The organism is Pseudarthrobacter sp. NCCP-2145, from assembly GCF_023708005.1.
GTDB classification, from domain to species: domain Bacteria; phylum Actinomycetota; class Actinomycetes; order Actinomycetales; family Micrococcaceae; genus Arthrobacter; species Arthrobacter oxydans.
This window is the reverse complement of record NZ_BRCG01000003.1, coordinates 162,581-176,393: the sequence shown is the minus strand read 5'-3', so window position 1 is coordinate 176,393 and position 13,813 is coordinate 162,581. Positions and strand designations below refer to the sequence as shown.

The window sequence follows — 13,813 nt, the reverse complement described above, 5'->3', positions numbered from 1 at the left end:
TGTCAGTCCTCCTCAGGATCGAGGGCCTGGCGCAGCCCCTCCAGCTGGTCCGGCTTCAGCAGCCCGCGCCCCTCTGCCCGCAGGGCGGTGGCGCGTGCCATGGCAAGGTAGGCGGCCAGCACATCGCCATGCCCGCCGCCGTCGAACTCCCGCAGCGCCTCCGCGTGCGCCGCGACGGTGCCAACGTCGCCGCGCGCCACCGGACCGGTCAGGGCGGACTCCCCTGACGCCAGGGCATTCTCCAGCGTGGCCCGCAGGAGCGGGCCCAGCATGCGTTCCGGCAGCTCCACTCCCACCGAGCGCAGCAGCTCTGAGGACTGCGCAACGAGGGTGACCAGGTGGTTGGAGCCGTGCGCCAGGGCTGCGTGGTAGAGCGTGCGGTCCGCCTCGGCAATGGCCACCGGCTCGGCGCCCATTTCCACCACCAGCGCCAGGGCGATGGGAAGCATGGCGGCGTCGGCCGTGACGCCGAAGGTGCAGTCCAGCAGCCGGGTGAGGTCCAGGCTCATCCCCGTGAACGTCATGGCGGGGTGCAGCGCCAGCGGGACGGCTCCGGCAGCCCGGACCGGGTGCAGGACGCCCACGCCAAACCGGCCGGAGGTATGCGCAACCAGCTGGCCCGGCTGCCATGCGCCCAGCTTCGCGAGCCCGTCCACCAGGCCCGGGAGGGCGTCGTCGGGGACGGCCAGCAGGACCAGTTCCGCCCGCTCAACGATCTCCTGCACTTCCAGGACGGGCACGCCGGGGAGCAGCGTTTCTGCGCGCTCACGGCTCGCCTCGGACACCGCCGAAACGCCGACGACGGCATGTTCCGCGGCGCGCAGGGCGGCGCCAAGGACCGCCCCCACTTTGCCAGCGCCGATGATTCCGACGCCGAGGCGTCCCGGCTTAGCCATGCTGACCGCCTTCCTGTTGCTGTGGGGCTGGGGTTTCCAGGGTGGACAGGTTTTCCAGGGGGGTTGGGCTTTCCAGGGGCCCGGCCACTGGTCCGGTGCCGGCCGCCGCGGCATCGGGCACCACCTGCCGGAGCCATTGTTCGGTGGTTTGCCGCTTCCTGGCCAGCCGGGCGCGCGCAGACTGTTCGTCGAACAACGACAGGGCCACCTCCGCAGCGGCTTGGGCCAGCCGCGGCACCACGGGTCCGGGGGTGGTGTGGAGCACCAGGTCGGCGACGCGGAACCGGCGTGCCAGCGGGCCCTGGTGCAGGGCGATGGACTGCGTGCGCTGGTGCGGAACCACCACAAGCTGGCGCCACCAGCGCCCCGAGCGCAGCAGCAGGGCGGTGTCCGTGGCCGCGAACCCGTTCCGCCGCCAGCCCAGCGGCGCGAGCCAGCGGGCCCTCCGCGGCGTGGTGACGAATCCGCCGTCGGAATCCAGTCCGTTCAGCCCGGCGCCGAAGACGACGGCGGGCTGCGGGGTTCCAGGGTCCGGCAGCACCAGGGCGAGCATGGCCATCACATCCGCCAGCGTGCCGACGGGCAGGAGGGTGGTCCGGGCGGACCCTTCTCCGGCGTTCTCCACCACACCGTAGCCGGCCACGTTGACCTGCATCCTGTACCAGCCCAGCGGACGCCACAGCGGCGGCTGGGTGACCTTCAGGGCCTGGATGCGCCCTGGCGGCAGGGTCTGCGCCTGGGTGTCCAGCAGGCCGTAGCGGAGCCGGATGCCGTCCGGGGAGATCGCGGCGGTGAAGTTGTAGCCCTTGTTGAACAGTCCCCAGTAGCTGGCTGCCAGGCCAAGGCCCGCAGGGATGAGGTAGAGGTAGAACGCCTGGCTGTCCGTAGCGGCTGCGAGCACCACGGAAGCTATGCCGCCCGCCACCACGAAGAAGCTCTGCTCGCTGAGCAGCAGGGAACCCACAAGGCGCTGCGGCGGCACGGACAGGACCTGGAATTCGGGCGCCTCGGGTAGGGGCTGCTCCGGGTGGGCGGGGTCAACGGCCACGCCGGCGGCACGGGCCAGGATGGTGGCGCGGAGCTGCCGGGCGTCGTCGATCTTCAGGTAGGCCAGGCGCACCGCCGACTCTCCGGCGTCGGCCACCTCGAACTTGAGTTCGGCGAGGCCGAAGATCCGGGCCAGCAGGGGCTGCACGATGTCGATGGCCTGGACCCGGTCCAGCCTCGCCTGGCGCTGCTGCCGGAAAAGGAACCCGGTATTGACCCTGACGTAGCCGCCGGACACCTGGTACTTGGTGAAGTACCAGGTGAGGAGGAAGCCCAGGACCGAGACCAGCAGCACCGCTCCGCCGCCGGCCAGCAGCCAGGAAGCCCGGCCGGCGAGCTCTTCCTCAAAGACCGGCCCGCCCTGCAGCGAGCGTTCGAAGACGTCACGGCCGAAGAAGAAAGCTATGGCTGCCAGGGCCACCCAGCCGCGGATGAAGGGCGACGCCGGGTGCACGCGCAGCCATTCGCCGTCGGACGGCCCGGTTGGCTGCGCGGTGGCCGGGTGCGCGGTGGCCGGCTGCGCTGCAGCCGGGGTGCCGCCTGCGTCAGAAACGGGGGCGGCGGGCCCGGGACGCGGTTCCTCCGCAGTCACAGCCCTGCCAGCCTGGCTTCGCCCCGCGCCGCCAGCTGCTCGCGCAGCCGTGCACCTTCTGCGGCGGGCAGGCCCGGGATCTGGGCGTTGGTGCCGGGTGAGGCGGTGTGGAGCTTGAGCGTGCACAGGCCCAGTCCGCGCTCCACCGGGCCCACGCCGATGTCCACATACTGCATGCGCCCGTAGGGGACGGCCATGGTGCGCTGGAAGAAGATGCCGGTCCTGATCAGGAGGTCGTCATCGCGTTCGGCATAACCGATGGCACGGACCTGCCGCGGGATGAGCGCCAGCCGCCAAAGGGCTGCCACCAACGCCACCGCGGGCACTGTGGCTGCCAGCCAAAGCGGCGGCCAGGCCCACACGCCTGCGAGGACAAGCACCAGCGGAAGGGACAACACCAGCACGGTGGCCAGGTTGGCCAGGGCCCACTGCACCATCCTGACGGTGACGTACTTCGGGGACACGCGCTGCCAGGTGATGCCGGGAGGGTCAATCGCCTCGGTATGCATACTCGCCTTCCCCGGCGGCTTCACCGTGCACGGTGCGGCCGGGTTTACCTTCGATGCCCTTGGTGTCGCCGTCCTCCGGCGGGATCTTGCAGAACCGCTCCACGAGCAGGCCCACCACGATCATCACCAGTCCCCCGCCGGCCATGGCGAGTGCCAGCCAGGTGATGCCCTGGTTGCTGCGCAGGCTCCAGATGCGGAGCTGGTCCAGGAAGATGCCCACGTGCCAGCCCAGCAGCACGGTGCCGGCGTAGGCGCAGGCCTGGGCCAGGACCAGGGTCCGCGCGGCGAGGAGCGGATCAAGAACGGGCCGTTTCCTGGTTCCGTTTTTTGTGCCCGTCCCGGCACCGGTGCCGTTGAGGCTGTTGCGCCACTTCAGCACCCGGATGCCCAGGATCAGGGTGATGGCCACGATCACGCCCATGGTGGACAGGGCAGTGGCCGGGAGGACGGGGGTGGACATGCTGAACCGGCTGGTCACCACCGTGGCGGACCAGCCCGCCACGGCCAGGATGAAGCCGATCAGCAGGAGGCGCAGCGGATTGATGGGTTTCATCGCTCTTCCACCGCCCCGGCCGTGGGTACGCCGTCGAAGTCACCGAAGCCGTCAAAGGGTGCGAGGTCGCCAAAATCGTCAGCCCGGGCGGCCAGGGCGCTGATCCGCTCCCCGTCGAGGGTGGCAGCCGGCTCGATGAGCGACCACGGGTAGAGGACAAAGGCGCGGACGGCGGCGCGGGGGTGGGGCAGGGTAAGGGTGGGGTCGTCGCTGCGGACGTCGCCGTAGGTGATGATGTCGACGTCGAGCGTCCGCGGACCCCAGCGCACCTCCCGCACGCGGTGGTGCTTGTTCTCCACGGCCTGGCAGTGTTCCAGCAGCTCGTGCGGGGCCAGGCTGGTTTCCACGGTGATCACCATGTTGAGGAAGTCCGGCTGGTTGGGGGGACCGCCCACCGCCCTCGTCTGCACAACCGGCGAGACGGCGAGCAACCGCACCTCCGGCGGATCAACGAGGTCGGCCACAGCCTCGGACAGGGTGTCGTTGCGCTCACCGAGGTTGCTGCCGAGCGCCAGGACCGCCTTGGTATAGCCGCTGTTCATGGCCCCTCCCCCTGGGATTGCTTGTCCCCGTCGCGTTCTTCCCCAACGGGCCGGGCGCGGTGGACGCTGACCGCCACGTCGCCGAAGGGAACCTCGATGGGCGCCTGCGGCTTGTGGACGGTGATATCCACGGCCTCCAGACGGAACTCGGACAGCAGGCCGTCAGCGATCCGGACTGCCAGGGCTTCGATCAGGTTCAGCGGCTCGCCGGAGATCCACTCGGTAATACGCTGCGCCACCTCGCCGTAGTGCGCGGTGTCCCGGACGTCGTCGGACTCCGCAGCCTTGGCGAAATCCAGGTACAGCACTGCGTCCACAACAAAAGGCTGGCCCTCGCGGCGTTCAAAATCGAACACGCCGTGATGGCCGACGGCGGTCACCCCGCTCAGCGTAATCCTGTCCATGGCGCGCGGCTTAGCTGTCGGCGCGGGGTGCGGCCATGCGCGCGGCAACCTTGACGGCGTCAAGGCTGGGGCCGACGTCGTGCACGCGGACGGCCCAGGCGCCGCGGTAGGCGCTGATGGCGGTAATGGCAGCGGTGGCGCCGTCGCGCTCCTCCGGGGCGGCAGCCTTGCCGGCCACTGTGAGCAGGGTTCCGAGGAACCGCTTGCGTGAGGCCCCCACCAGGACGCGGTGGCCCAGGCTGTCCAGCTGGTCCAGGTTCTGCAGGAGCTCCCAGTTCTGGGCGTCGTTCTTGGCGAACCCCAGGCCCGGGTCCACGATGATCTTTTCCGCGGTGACGCCGGCGGCGTACAGCTTGTCCCGGACGCCTGCGAGTTCGGCCACCACTTCCCCCGCCACGTCCTTGTAGTCGGCCAGCGAATTCATGGTGCGCGCGTCCCCGCGGCGGTGGGTGAGGATGTACGGAACCTTGGCGGCCGCCACGAACTCCGCCATTTCCGGTTCGATGCTGAGGCCTGAGATGTCATTGACAATGGCAGCGCCGGCTTCCACCGCGGCGGCGGCGGTGGAGGCGTGCGTGGTGTCGATGCTGACGAGCGCCCCGGCCTTCACCAGTGCCTGGATGACGGGGATGACGCGCTGCTGTTCTTCCTCCGGACTGACGTCCTCGGCACCGGGCCGGGTGGATTCGCCGCCGACGTCAATGATGTCCGCACCGGCGTAGAACATGCGGAGCCCCGCCGCGATGGCGGTGTCCGCGGTGGCGTGGCGGCCGCCGTCGCTGAAGGAATCCGGGGTGACGTTCAGGATGCCCATGACCAGTGTGCGGTCCGTAGGCAGGTCTTCGAACCGGGCCGCCGGCCGCGGTTTGCGAAGGATGGGCAGGGGGGACGTTGCGGGGCCGGTTCCCGGCGCTGCAGCTAGTGAGTCCATGGTCTGAGGTTTACCTTCCGAGGATGAGGCTCATGGCTTCGGCACGGGTGGCCGGGTCATGAAGCTGCCCGCGGACCGCGCTGGTGACGGTCTTCGCTCCGGGCTTGCGGATACCGCGCATTGACATGCACATGTGTTCGCATTCAACAACGACGATGGCGCCACGGGGTTTGAGGTAGCGGACCATCGCCTCGACGATCTCAGTGGTGAGCCGCTCCTGCACCTGCGGGCGGCGGGCGTAGATGTCCACGAGCCGGGCCAGCTTGCTCAGGCCCGTCACCTTGCCCTCGTGCGACGGGATGTAGCCCACGTGGGCCACCCCGTGGAACGGCACCAAGTGGTGCTCGCAGGTGGAATAGAACGGGATGTCCTTGACCAGGACGAGTTCCTCATGGTCAAGGTCGAAGGTGGTGGACAGGACGTCCGCGGGGTCGTGGTGCAGCCCGGCAAACACCTCGGCGTAGGCCTTGGCCACGCGCTTGGGGGTGTCGATGAGGCCGCCGCGGTCCGGGTCCTCTCCGATGGCAAGGAGAATCTCACGGACGGCCGCCTCTATCCGGGGCCGGTCCACCTTCTGGTGCTTTGAGTGGTGGGCGCCGCCCTCCGCCGGGTATCCGGCGGAGGCGGGAACGTCGTCGTCGTCGAAGTGGGTCACGTAGAAAGCTTAGCCGCGAAGGGTGTCAGGGCCCGCGTCGGTGACGCCGCCCTGGAACGGAGCATCCTCCGGAACACCCTGCGGGTGCGGCGGCTGGGCGTCGAGCGGCTCATCCAACCGCGCCTGCTTCGCCTCCTCCTGGGCCTCGCGTTCCGCCCTCTCCTGGCGGGACTCCACCGGACCCGCCATCTGGACCGGACGGGACTCCTTGGACAGCCACACTTCGCGGAAATCCCGTTTGCGGATGTCGCGGAAGATGTCGGCGATCTCGGACTGGTTCAGGGTTTCGCGTTCCAGCAGCTCGAGGGCCAGGCGGTCCAGGACGTCGCGGTTTTCGGTGAGGATGGCGTAGGCCTCGTCGTGGGCCTGGTCGATGAGCCGGCGCACTTCCTCGTCCACCACGTAGGCGATCTGGTCAGAGTAGTTCCGCTCGTGCCCGGCGTCGCGGCCCAGGAAGGGCTCGCCGCCGCCCTGGCCCAGCCGCACGGCGCCGACGCGCTCACTCATGCCGTACTCGGTGACCATCTTGCGTGCGGTGCCGGTGGCCTTTTCGATGTCGTTGGACGCGCCGGTTGACGGGTCGTGGAACACGATTTCTTCTGCAACGCGGCCGCCCATGGCGTAGGCCATCTGGTCCAGCAGTTCGTTGCGGGTCACCGAATACTTGTCGTTGTCCGGGACCACCATGGTGTAGCCCAGGGCGCGGCCGCGGGGCAGGATGGTGATCTTGGTGACCGGGGCGGAGTTCCGCAGCGCTGCCGCCACCAGGGCGTGGCCGCCTTCGTGGTAGGCGGTGATCTTGCGCTCGTGCTCCTTCATCACGCGGCTGCGCTTCTGGGGGCCGGCCATGACACGGTCAATGGCCTCATCCAGGGCGCGGTCGTCGATGAGGTTGGCGTTGGAGCGTGCGGTGAGCAGCGCTGCCTCGTTCAGGACGTTGGCCAGGTCCGCGCCGGTGTACCCGGGGGTCTTCTTGGCCACTGCCTTGAGGTCCACTCCGGGCGCCATCGGCTTGCCCTTCGAATGGACCTGCAGGATCTGGTCGCGGCCGATCAGGTCCGGTGCTTCCACGCCGATCTGACGGTCGAAACGTCCGGGGCGGAGCAGCGCGGGGTCCAGCACGTCCGGGCGGTTGGTGGCGGCGATGAGGATGACGTTGGTCTTGACGTCGAAGCCGTCCATCTCCACCAGGAGCTGGTTGAGGGTCTGCTCGCGTTCGTCGTTGCCGCCGCCGATGCCGGCACCGCGGTGGCGGCCAACGGCGTCTATCTCGTCCACGAAAATGATGGCCGGGGAGTTGGCCTTGGCCTGCTCGAACAGGTCGCGGACGCGTGAGGCACCCACACCCACGAACATTTCCACGAAGTCGGAGCCGGAGATGGAGAAGAAGGGAACGCCGGCCTCGCCTGCGACGGCGCGGGCCAGGAGGGTCTTACCGGTACCCGGAGGGCCGTACAGCAGCACGCCCTTGGGGATCTTGGCGCCGACGGCCTGGAACTTGGCGGGTTCCTGGAGGAATTCCTTGATCTCCTGGAGCTCTTCGACGGCTTCGTCGGATCCGGCGACGTCGGCGAAGGTCACCTGCGGCATGTCCTTGCTGACCATCTTGGCCTTGGACTTGCCGAACTGCATGATCTTGGAGCCGCCGCCCTGCATGCGGGTCATGAGGAACCAGAAAAGGGCGCCCAGGAGGATGACGGGAATCAGCAGGGAGAGCAGGCCGGAGAACCAGTTGCTCTCAATCGGCTGGTCCGTGTAGCCCTGGGCCGGCCTGGCATCGGTGACGGCCTTGACTACGTCCTCGGCGCGGGCGTCCACGAAGAAGAACTGGACGCTCTTGCCCTTGTCCTGCCCGTCAAGCTGCAGGTTGTCCTTCAAAGTCAGGTCAACGCGGTTTTCGCCGTCGAAGATCTTGGCCTGCTCCACCTGGTCCCCGGAGAGCAGTTCAAGGCCCTTGTCCGTGTCGATCCGTGCCGCACCACCGGGGGCAAGCGTTGCAAAGGCCACCAGGAGCAGACCGACCACGACGACGATCCAGATGCCCGGGCCTTTGAAGAAGTTCTTAGCTTTCATCTGTTCGGGGGCTGGCCCCGTCCCTTCTGGTAGTGCTTCACGGCGAGTAGTCTGCGCGCGTGATGGTGCTGCGTCAGCTTCTAGCTATACACCGTCCGGAGTAGATCACGCATGATGAACGGCAAAAGTTCCCTGTGGGCGTAGCGCCGCCAGGACGGCGGCGGGCCTGGTCAAGGGCGGGGTTCTGCAGGTCATTGCCGACGGCGGCGCGGACGGCGGTCCGGGCGGGCAGCCTACTCGTAAACGTGCGGCGCCAGGGTGCCCACGAAGTCCAGGTTGCGGTACTTCTCGGCGTAGTCCAGGCCGTAGCCGACCACGAATTCGTTGGGGATGTCGTAGCCGACGTACTTGACGTCGATCTCCACCTTGGCGGCGGTGGGCTTGCGGAAGGCGGTGCAGATCTCCACGGATGCCGTGCCGCGAGATTCTAAATTGGTCTTCAGCCAGGAGAGGGTGAGGCCGGAGTCGATGATGTCCTCGACGATCAGGACGTCCTTGCCCATGAGGTCCGTGTCAAGGTCCTTCAGGATGCGGACAACCCCGGAGGACTGGGTGCCGGAGCCGTAGGAGGACACAGCCATCCAGTCCATGGAAATGTGGCTGTGCAGCGCCCGGGCCAGGTCAGCCATGACCATCACCGCGCCCTTGAGCACGCCCACGATGAGGATTTCGCGGCCCTCGTAGTCCTTGTCGATCTGGGCAGCGAGTTCGGTGATCCGCTGCTGGATCTGTTCCTTGGTGTAGAGAACGTGCTTGAGGTCTGCCTGGACGTCGTTTGAATCCACCAATGGCTCCTGTGTAGATGCGGGGGTGCGACTATTTTGCGGGGGGCTTTTGAGGCCGGAGTACTAGCTTCCCACAGCGTGCGGCTTCGCGGGGAACGGGTTTGCCTTTACCGCCGGCAGCCGGGCTGTCCGCGGGTTCCGCGCCGGCCAGCTGCGCGAGGGACAGGCGGTAGGCGCTCACTCCGCCGGGGAGTTCCACGGGCCCGGCCGAGCCGTGCCGCCGCAGCAGCGCCTCCGCCGCCAGAAGGCGCTGGTAGCTGGGCTGCTGCCCGCCGACGTCGGCCGCGGCCTTGGCGATCACGCGGTACCTGATGGCAGCGGGCAGGGCGCGCAACGCCTCCTCCGGAAGGCTCACCTCCGGACCGTTCCGCTCCACGAGCGACGCGAAGGTGGCTTCCGCCACATCCTCGAGGTAGTCGGCGTCGAGCTGCAGGATGGAGGCTGTGCGGGCAAGGGATTCCGCGACGCCGGGACCGAGCTTTTCCTCCAGGTGCGGCAGGACCTCCACGCGCGTCCGGGACCGGGCATAGGACGGGTCCGAGTTGGTGGGGTCGTGCCACGGCTCGAGTTCCTCCACCTCGCAGATCTCTTCAGTGTCCGCCCGGCGAAGCCGTAGGAACGGCCGCAGCAGGGCACCCCTCGCCGGCCTCATGCCTGCCAGCGAGCGCGTGCCGGAGCCGCGCGCCAGGCCCAGGAGCACCTGCTCGGCCTGGTCGTCCAGGGTGTGGCCCAGCAGGATTGCTGCCGCTCCCTGGCTTGCCGCTGCCGCTTCCAGTGCGGCGTGCCGGGCCTCCCGGGCAGCGGCCTCGGGGCCCATGCCGGTGCCGTCCACCGTTACGGTCCGGATTTCCACCGGGGACAGGCCCAGCTCCTGCAGCATTTCCGCGGTCCTGGCGGCGACCCGCGCGGACCCTTCCTGCAGCTGGTGGTCAACCACGGCCGCCCCGACTGTTACCGGGTGGCCGTCCACATGCCCGCGCCGGGCAAAGTACGCGGCCACGGCTGCCAGGGCCAGGGAGTCCGGGCCGCCGCTGCAGGCAACCAGGACGTGCCGCGGATAGCCGGCCTGGGCGAGGGCGTCTCCCAGCGCCTTGCGCGCTGTGCCGACGACGGGCGCCAGCCTGCCGGGCCGTCGTCGTCCACTGCTGAAACCGCCGCTCATGGCGCCCGCGGCGGTGCCCCCAGTGCGGCCCCCGGCGGTGGCTTCGGCGTTGGAAGCGGCTTCAGGCTGGCTGCGCGGCAATCAGAGTCCCATCCGCTCAAGCCACAGCTTGGCGTCGTGGATCTCGGGTTCGGTGGGCAGGTGGTCCGCAGACTCCCAGACCCTGTTGAAGCCTTCCATGCCGGCGGCGTCCACCACGGCGCGGACGAACCTGGCGCCGTCCGAATACTGGCGCATCTTCGCGTCCAGGCCCAGGAGGCTGCGGATGAACTTTTCGATCACGCCGCGGTCCTTGCCGCGGTCGTTGAACCTCTGCCGGATGGTCTTCACGGACGGGATGATGCTGGCGTCCACGGCGTCCATCACCACGTTGGCGTGGCCTTCCAGGAGGCTCATCACAGCGGTGAGGTGCGAGATGGCGGCCTTCTCCTCCGGGTCCTGGAGGAGGTCCAGGATGGCGCCCCGGCCGGGAGTGTTCCCCGAGGCGGTACGGTCCTTCAACGAACGGGCAGCAGCGGTGGCACGCTCCATGAGGGAATCGACGTTGCCCAGCAGGTGCACGCTGAGTTCGTCGATCTGCTCCAGCATGTGGTGCCGGAGCCACGGTGCGGCGGCAAACTGCACGCGGTGGGTCTGTTCGTGCAGGCACACCCAGAGCCGGAAATCCTCCGGGGTGACGTTGAGTTCGCGTTCCACGGCCACAATGTTCGGGGCCACGAGCAGGAGCCTGCCGGCCGGAGGCGCGGTGGAGCCTTCGGCGAGGGCGGCGAAGGGATCGTACTGGCCAAGGACCTTGCTGGCGAGGAAAGCCAGGACGGCGCCGAGCTGGCTTCCGGTGATGGCCCCGCTGACGCTGGCGGCGCCCGGGCTCAGCGTGCCCTGCCTGTTTTCCAGCATCTTTTCCATGGCGGGTTTGAGCATCACGGCGAAGCTCTGCGTGTTGGCCTTGGCCCAGGAGGCGCGGTCCACCACCAGCACGGAGGAGTCGCGGAGGTCGCGCGCGGCTTCCAGCCCGGTGATCTCGTGGACATGGTCAACGGACACGTCCGCCAGGCGCCGCAGGCTGTCCACGGCCTCGCTGATGGCGGCCTGGTCCAGCACAGGCCCGGCCGGGACCAGGCGCGCGGCGGTGGAGGCGGCGAGGTCCCAGTTGATCAGGGACTGTGCCGTGGCGGACAACGTCTGGGCTGACGACTCACGTGCGGTGGGCTCCATGGTTCCCATCAGAACACAGCAGGCTGGGGATAGTCCTTAAGTTCGCTCACCGGCGAACCTTCCGGGGGCATCCGGAGGCATCCGGTCCGCCAGGAACGGCCCTGGACCGCCTGAAGGGTTGGCCAGCAGCGTTCAGGCGGGGAGGGGCCGCTCAGGTGGCAGGGCTGGCAGGCAGTGTGGCGGGGTCCGCCCTGGCCCGAAGCTCAGCGGCAGCCGCAAGCGGCCAGCGCGGTGGCGGCCCGGTCCAGCGCCTCCTTGTTCCCCGCGGCACCGGGGGTCAGCCCGTTTCCGATGAAGGAAAAGGCCAGGAGCCGGCCGTCCGCGTCCACCACGTAGCCGCTCAGTGCCAGCACTGTGTTTAGGGTGCCCGTCTTGGCGCGCACCAGGCCCGCACCCCGGGCGGTGGCGGCATCGCCGTACCGGGTGTCCAGGGTTCCGGAGAGGCCGGCCACCGGGAAGCCGTCCAGCGCCGACCGGAGCCTGGTGTCCGTTCCGGACGTGATGGCCCGCACCACCTCGGAAAACTGCCGGGCCGGGACCTGGTTGCCCATGGCCAGGCCGCACACGTCCACCAGTTTCATCCCCTCCGCAGCCAGTCCGGCAGCGGCAAGCTGCGCGCCCACCGCTGCCGTGGCGCCGTCGTAGCTGCCCGGCAGCCCGTCGGCCAGCGCTGTCAGCCGGCCCAATGCCTCCGCCAGGTAGTTGTCTGAGTCCTGGAGCATCAGGTTCACCTGCTCCGCAACGGTGGCGGACTGGACTTCGCCCAGCACGACAGGCTGGCTGGTCCCCTCCCCCTCCGGGCGTGCCGGCGCCGTTGTGCCGGCTGCCGGCTGGGGCAGGCGTTCGACGGCGGCTGCCACGGTGAGTCCCGCGGCCGCGCCTGCGCTGCGCAGCCCGGCGGCGAATTCCTCAGCTGCCGTCATTGCCGCGTCCTGCGGGCGCGGTCCGGTTGTAACGGCAGGATCGTAGCGGGCGGAATTTAATGCCATGGAATATACGGGAGCGACTTCACCGGCAGCCACGTCCCCTGGTTCCCACGCCGGGTTCAGGGCTGGGCCGGAGAAGAGGGAATCATCCACCAGGACCTTGATCTCCCCTGTGGCGCCGCCCGTTTGCAGCGCCTCCACGGCCTGGGCGGCCAGCGTTGCCAGGCCTGCGTGGCCCATCACCTGGTCCTTCTTGGACCCGCCGGGTCCAAGAAGGACGTCGCCGCCGCCAACCAGCACCACCTGGCCAGGCGCCGGCCCGGCGACAACCCGGGTGGCGAACGTGTGCTCCGGGCCCAGGACCCGCAGGGCAGCGACCGCCGCCAGCAGCTTCATGTTGGACGCCGGCACCCGGCCTTCGGAACCGCCGCGGTCAAACAGGACCTGGCCGGTGAGCGCATCCTGCACCACGGCGGTGAAGGTTCCGCCGCCGTCGGCCGTCAGCAGCGGTTCCAGCTGGGCACTGACGGCGGACGGGAGCGGGACGGGAGCGGAGCCGTCCGGCGGGGCGAGCCCCGGCACGGTAGAAAGCGCGGTTGGAACCTGCTGCCAGGCGGGCGCAGGCGGAGCGGGTGCTGGTGGTTCGGGACCGAGGAAGCCCGGCGCCACCAGCAGCGCTGCCGGGACGGCGAGGGCCACCAGAAGCGCTGAGAGCAGGACCAGCGGCCATGGCCTCCGCATGCCACCGGAGCCGTTCCCCGCCGCCTGCCGGGCACGGCCAAGCCCCTGATCCGTACTGCGTGTTTTGGTCATGCCCGTGCCGGTCCTCAAGTCCTGAAATTTCCCCACAAGTTCCTGATTCCAGGGCCTCTCGCTATATCCTCGATAATAGTCGGCGGCACTGACAGTCCTTTTTGTTGCCCGTCAGAAGTGCCGCGAACCCCCTGACTTGCCGAGGAGCATTCCATGAAGCATGACGTGACCATCGAGATCCCCAAGGGATCGCGCGTCAAGTACGAAGTCGACCACGAGACCGGCCGCGTCCGCCTGGACCGCGTCCTCTTCACCTCCATGCAGTACCCCACGCACTACGGATACTTCGAGAACACCCTCGGTGAAGACGGCGACCCGTTGGACGCACTGGTGCTGCTCCAGGACTTCGACCTGCACCCCGGCGTCATCGTTGAGTCCCGCCCCATCGGCGTGTTCAATATGACCGACGACGGCGGCGGAGATGCCAAGATCCTCTGCGTCCCCGTGGATGCCCGCTTTGACCACATCCAGGAAGTCACCGACGTCAGCGACTTCCTGATCAAGGAAATCGAGCACTTCTTCACCCGTTACAAGGACCTGGAGCCGGGCAAGTGGGTCAAGGCCGAGGGCTGGGGCGACCGCGCCGCCGCCGAAGCCGAGCTCGAAGCCTCCATCAAGCGGTACGTGCCCACGGGCCACTAGTCCCCACCGGCCCACCCACCGTCTCCCGGTGAGGGCGCCAGCTGACGCCCGACGGCGGGTGGCGCGGT

The 13,813-nt window shown here is 68.9% G+C and carries 14 protein-coding genes; 1 reads left to right on the top strand and 13 read right to left on the bottom strand.

Features of this window, described 5'->3' with window-relative positions:
- Nucleotides 1–2: 2 nt before the first annotated feature.
- The 13 genes from NFU08_RS03795 to dacB form a co-directional block, all read right to left on the bottom strand.
- The gene (locus tag NFU08_RS03795) at nucleotides 3–896 is read right to left on the bottom strand and encodes a Rossmann-like and DUF2520 domain-containing protein (protein ID WP_251420850.1); all 894 of its coding nucleotides are present in this window, start codon (nucleotides 894–896) and stop codon (nucleotides 3–5) included.
- The gene (locus NFU08_RS03790) at nucleotides 889–2,535 is read right to left on the bottom strand and encodes a PH domain-containing protein (RefSeq protein ID WP_397425119.1); all 1,647 of its coding nucleotides are present in this window, start codon (nucleotides 2,533–2,535) and stop codon (nucleotides 889–891) included. The genes NFU08_RS03795 and NFU08_RS03790 overlap by 8 nt, the downstream gene beginning before the upstream one ends.
- Nucleotides 2,532–3,044, bottom strand: coding sequence for a PH domain-containing protein (locus NFU08_RS03785; RefSeq protein WP_174178253.1), 513 nt, complete (start codon nucleotides 3,042–3,044; stop codon nucleotides 2,532–2,534). The genes NFU08_RS03790 and NFU08_RS03785 overlap by 4 nt, the downstream gene beginning before the upstream one ends.
- Nucleotides 3,025–3,597: a DUF3180 domain-containing protein gene (locus NFU08_RS03780; RefSeq protein WP_251420848.1), complete on the bottom strand. Its 573-nt coding sequence runs from the start codon at nucleotides 3,595–3,597 to the stop codon at nucleotides 3,025–3,027. Before NFU08_RS03780 ends, NFU08_RS03785 begins: the two co-directional genes overlap by 20 nt.
- Nucleotides 3,594–4,139 carry a 2-amino-4-hydroxy-6-hydroxymethyldihydropteridine diphosphokinase gene (folK, locus tag NFU08_RS03775; RefSeq protein ID WP_251420846.1) on the bottom strand — a complete coding sequence of 182 codons (546 nt, stop codon included), beginning with the start codon at nucleotides 4,137–4,139 and terminating at the stop codon, nucleotides 3,594–3,596. The genes NFU08_RS03780 and folK overlap by 4 nt, the downstream gene beginning before the upstream one ends.
- Entirely contained in the window at nucleotides 4,136–4,543 is a 408-nt protein-coding gene (gene folB, locus NFU08_RS03770; RefSeq protein ID WP_251420845.1) for a dihydroneopterin aldolase, read from the bottom strand. Before folB ends, folK begins: the two co-directional genes overlap by 4 nt.
- Before the next feature lie 10 nt (nucleotides 4,544–4,553).
- A complete protein-coding gene (gene folP / locus NFU08_RS03765; protein ID WP_174178929.1) occupies nucleotides 4,554–5,474 on the bottom strand; it encodes a dihydropteroate synthase in 921 nt (306 codons plus the stop codon).
- 10 nt (nucleotides 5,475–5,484) lie between these two features.
- Nucleotides 5,485–6,129 carry a GTP cyclohydrolase I FolE gene (folE, locus tag NFU08_RS03760; protein ID WP_174178931.1) on the bottom strand — a complete coding sequence of 215 codons (645 nt, stop codon included), beginning with the start codon at nucleotides 6,127–6,129 and terminating at the stop codon, nucleotides 5,485–5,487.
- Between the two features lie 9 nt (nucleotides 6,130–6,138).
- Entirely contained in the window at nucleotides 6,139–8,202 is a 2,064-nt protein-coding gene (gene ftsH / locus NFU08_RS03755; RefSeq protein ID WP_251420843.1) for an ATP-dependent zinc metalloprotease FtsH, read from the bottom strand.
- Nucleotides 8,203–8,435: 233 nt separating this feature from the next.
- The gene (gene hpt / locus NFU08_RS03750; RefSeq protein WP_041651844.1) at nucleotides 8,436–8,987 is read right to left on the bottom strand and encodes a hypoxanthine phosphoribosyltransferase; all 552 of its coding nucleotides are present in this window, start codon (nucleotides 8,985–8,987) and stop codon (nucleotides 8,436–8,438) included.
- Nucleotides 8,988–9,018: 31 nt separating this feature from the next.
- Nucleotides 9,019–10,074, bottom strand: coding sequence for a tRNA lysidine(34) synthetase TilS (tilS, locus tag NFU08_RS03745; RefSeq protein ID WP_251420968.1), 1,056 nt, complete (start codon nucleotides 10,072–10,074; stop codon nucleotides 9,019–9,021).
- Nucleotides 10,075–10,230: 156 nt separating this feature from the next.
- Nucleotides 10,231–11,364 (bottom strand): zinc-dependent metalloprotease, encoded by a 1,134-nt coding sequence (locus NFU08_RS03740; RefSeq protein WP_251420966.1) that lies wholly within the window; start codon nucleotides 11,362–11,364, stop codon nucleotides 10,231–10,233.
- Nucleotides 11,365–11,567: 203 nt separating this feature from the next.
- Entirely contained in the window at nucleotides 11,568–13,103 is a 1,536-nt protein-coding gene (gene dacB, locus NFU08_RS03735) for a D-alanyl-D-alanine carboxypeptidase/D-alanyl-D-alanine-endopeptidase (protein WP_251420841.1), read from the bottom strand.
- A gap of 153 nt (nucleotides 13,104–13,256) precedes the next feature.
- Between dacB and NFU08_RS03730 the strand changes: the two genes are divergently transcribed.
- Nucleotides 13,257–13,745, top strand: coding sequence for an inorganic diphosphatase (locus NFU08_RS03730; RefSeq protein WP_104185712.1), 489 nt, complete (start codon nucleotides 13,257–13,259; stop codon nucleotides 13,743–13,745).
- Nucleotides 13,746–13,813: the final 68 nt, after the last annotated feature.

What these genes read in the sequence shown, in the direction of transcription:
- NFU08_RS03795 (WP_251420850.1), bottom strand. Translation starts at nt 896, where the DNA reads ATGGCTAAGCCGGGACGCCTCGGCGTCGGAATCATCGGCGCTGGCAAA.
- NFU08_RS03785 (WP_174178253.1), bottom strand. Translation starts at nt 3,044, where the DNA reads ATGCATACCGAGGCGATTGACCCTCCCGGCATCACCTGGCAGCGCGTG.
- NFU08_RS03780 (WP_251420848.1), bottom strand. Translation starts at nt 3,597, where the DNA reads ATGAAACCCATCAATCCGCTGCGCCTCCTGCTGATCGGCTTCATCCTG.
- folK (WP_251420846.1), bottom strand. Translation starts at nt 4,139, where the DNA reads ATGAACAGCGGCTATACCAAGGCGGTCCTGGCGCTCGGCAGCAACCTC.
- folB (WP_251420845.1), bottom strand. Translation starts at nt 4,543, where the DNA reads ATGGACAGGATTACGCTGAGCGGGGTGACCGCCGTCGGCCATCACGGC.
- folP (WP_174178929.1), bottom strand. Translation starts at nt 5,474, where the DNA reads ATGGACTCACTAGCTGCAGCGCCGGGAACCGGCCCCGCAACGTCCCCC.
- ftsH (WP_251420843.1), bottom strand. Translation starts at nt 8,202, where the DNA reads ATGAAAGCTAAGAACTTCTTCAAAGGCCCGGGCATCTGGATCGTCGTC.
- NFU08_RS03740 (WP_251420966.1), bottom strand. Translation starts at nt 11,364, where the DNA reads ATGGAGCCCACCGCACGTGAGTCGTCAGCCCAGACGTTGTCCGCCACG.
- dacB (WP_251420841.1), bottom strand. Translation starts at nt 13,103, where the DNA reads ATGACCAAAACACGCAGTACGGATCAGGGGCTTGGCCGTGCCCGGCAG.
- NFU08_RS03730 (WP_104185712.1), top strand. Translation starts at nt 13,257, where the DNA reads ATGAAGCATGACGTGACCATCGAGATCCCCAAGGGATCGCGCGTCAAG.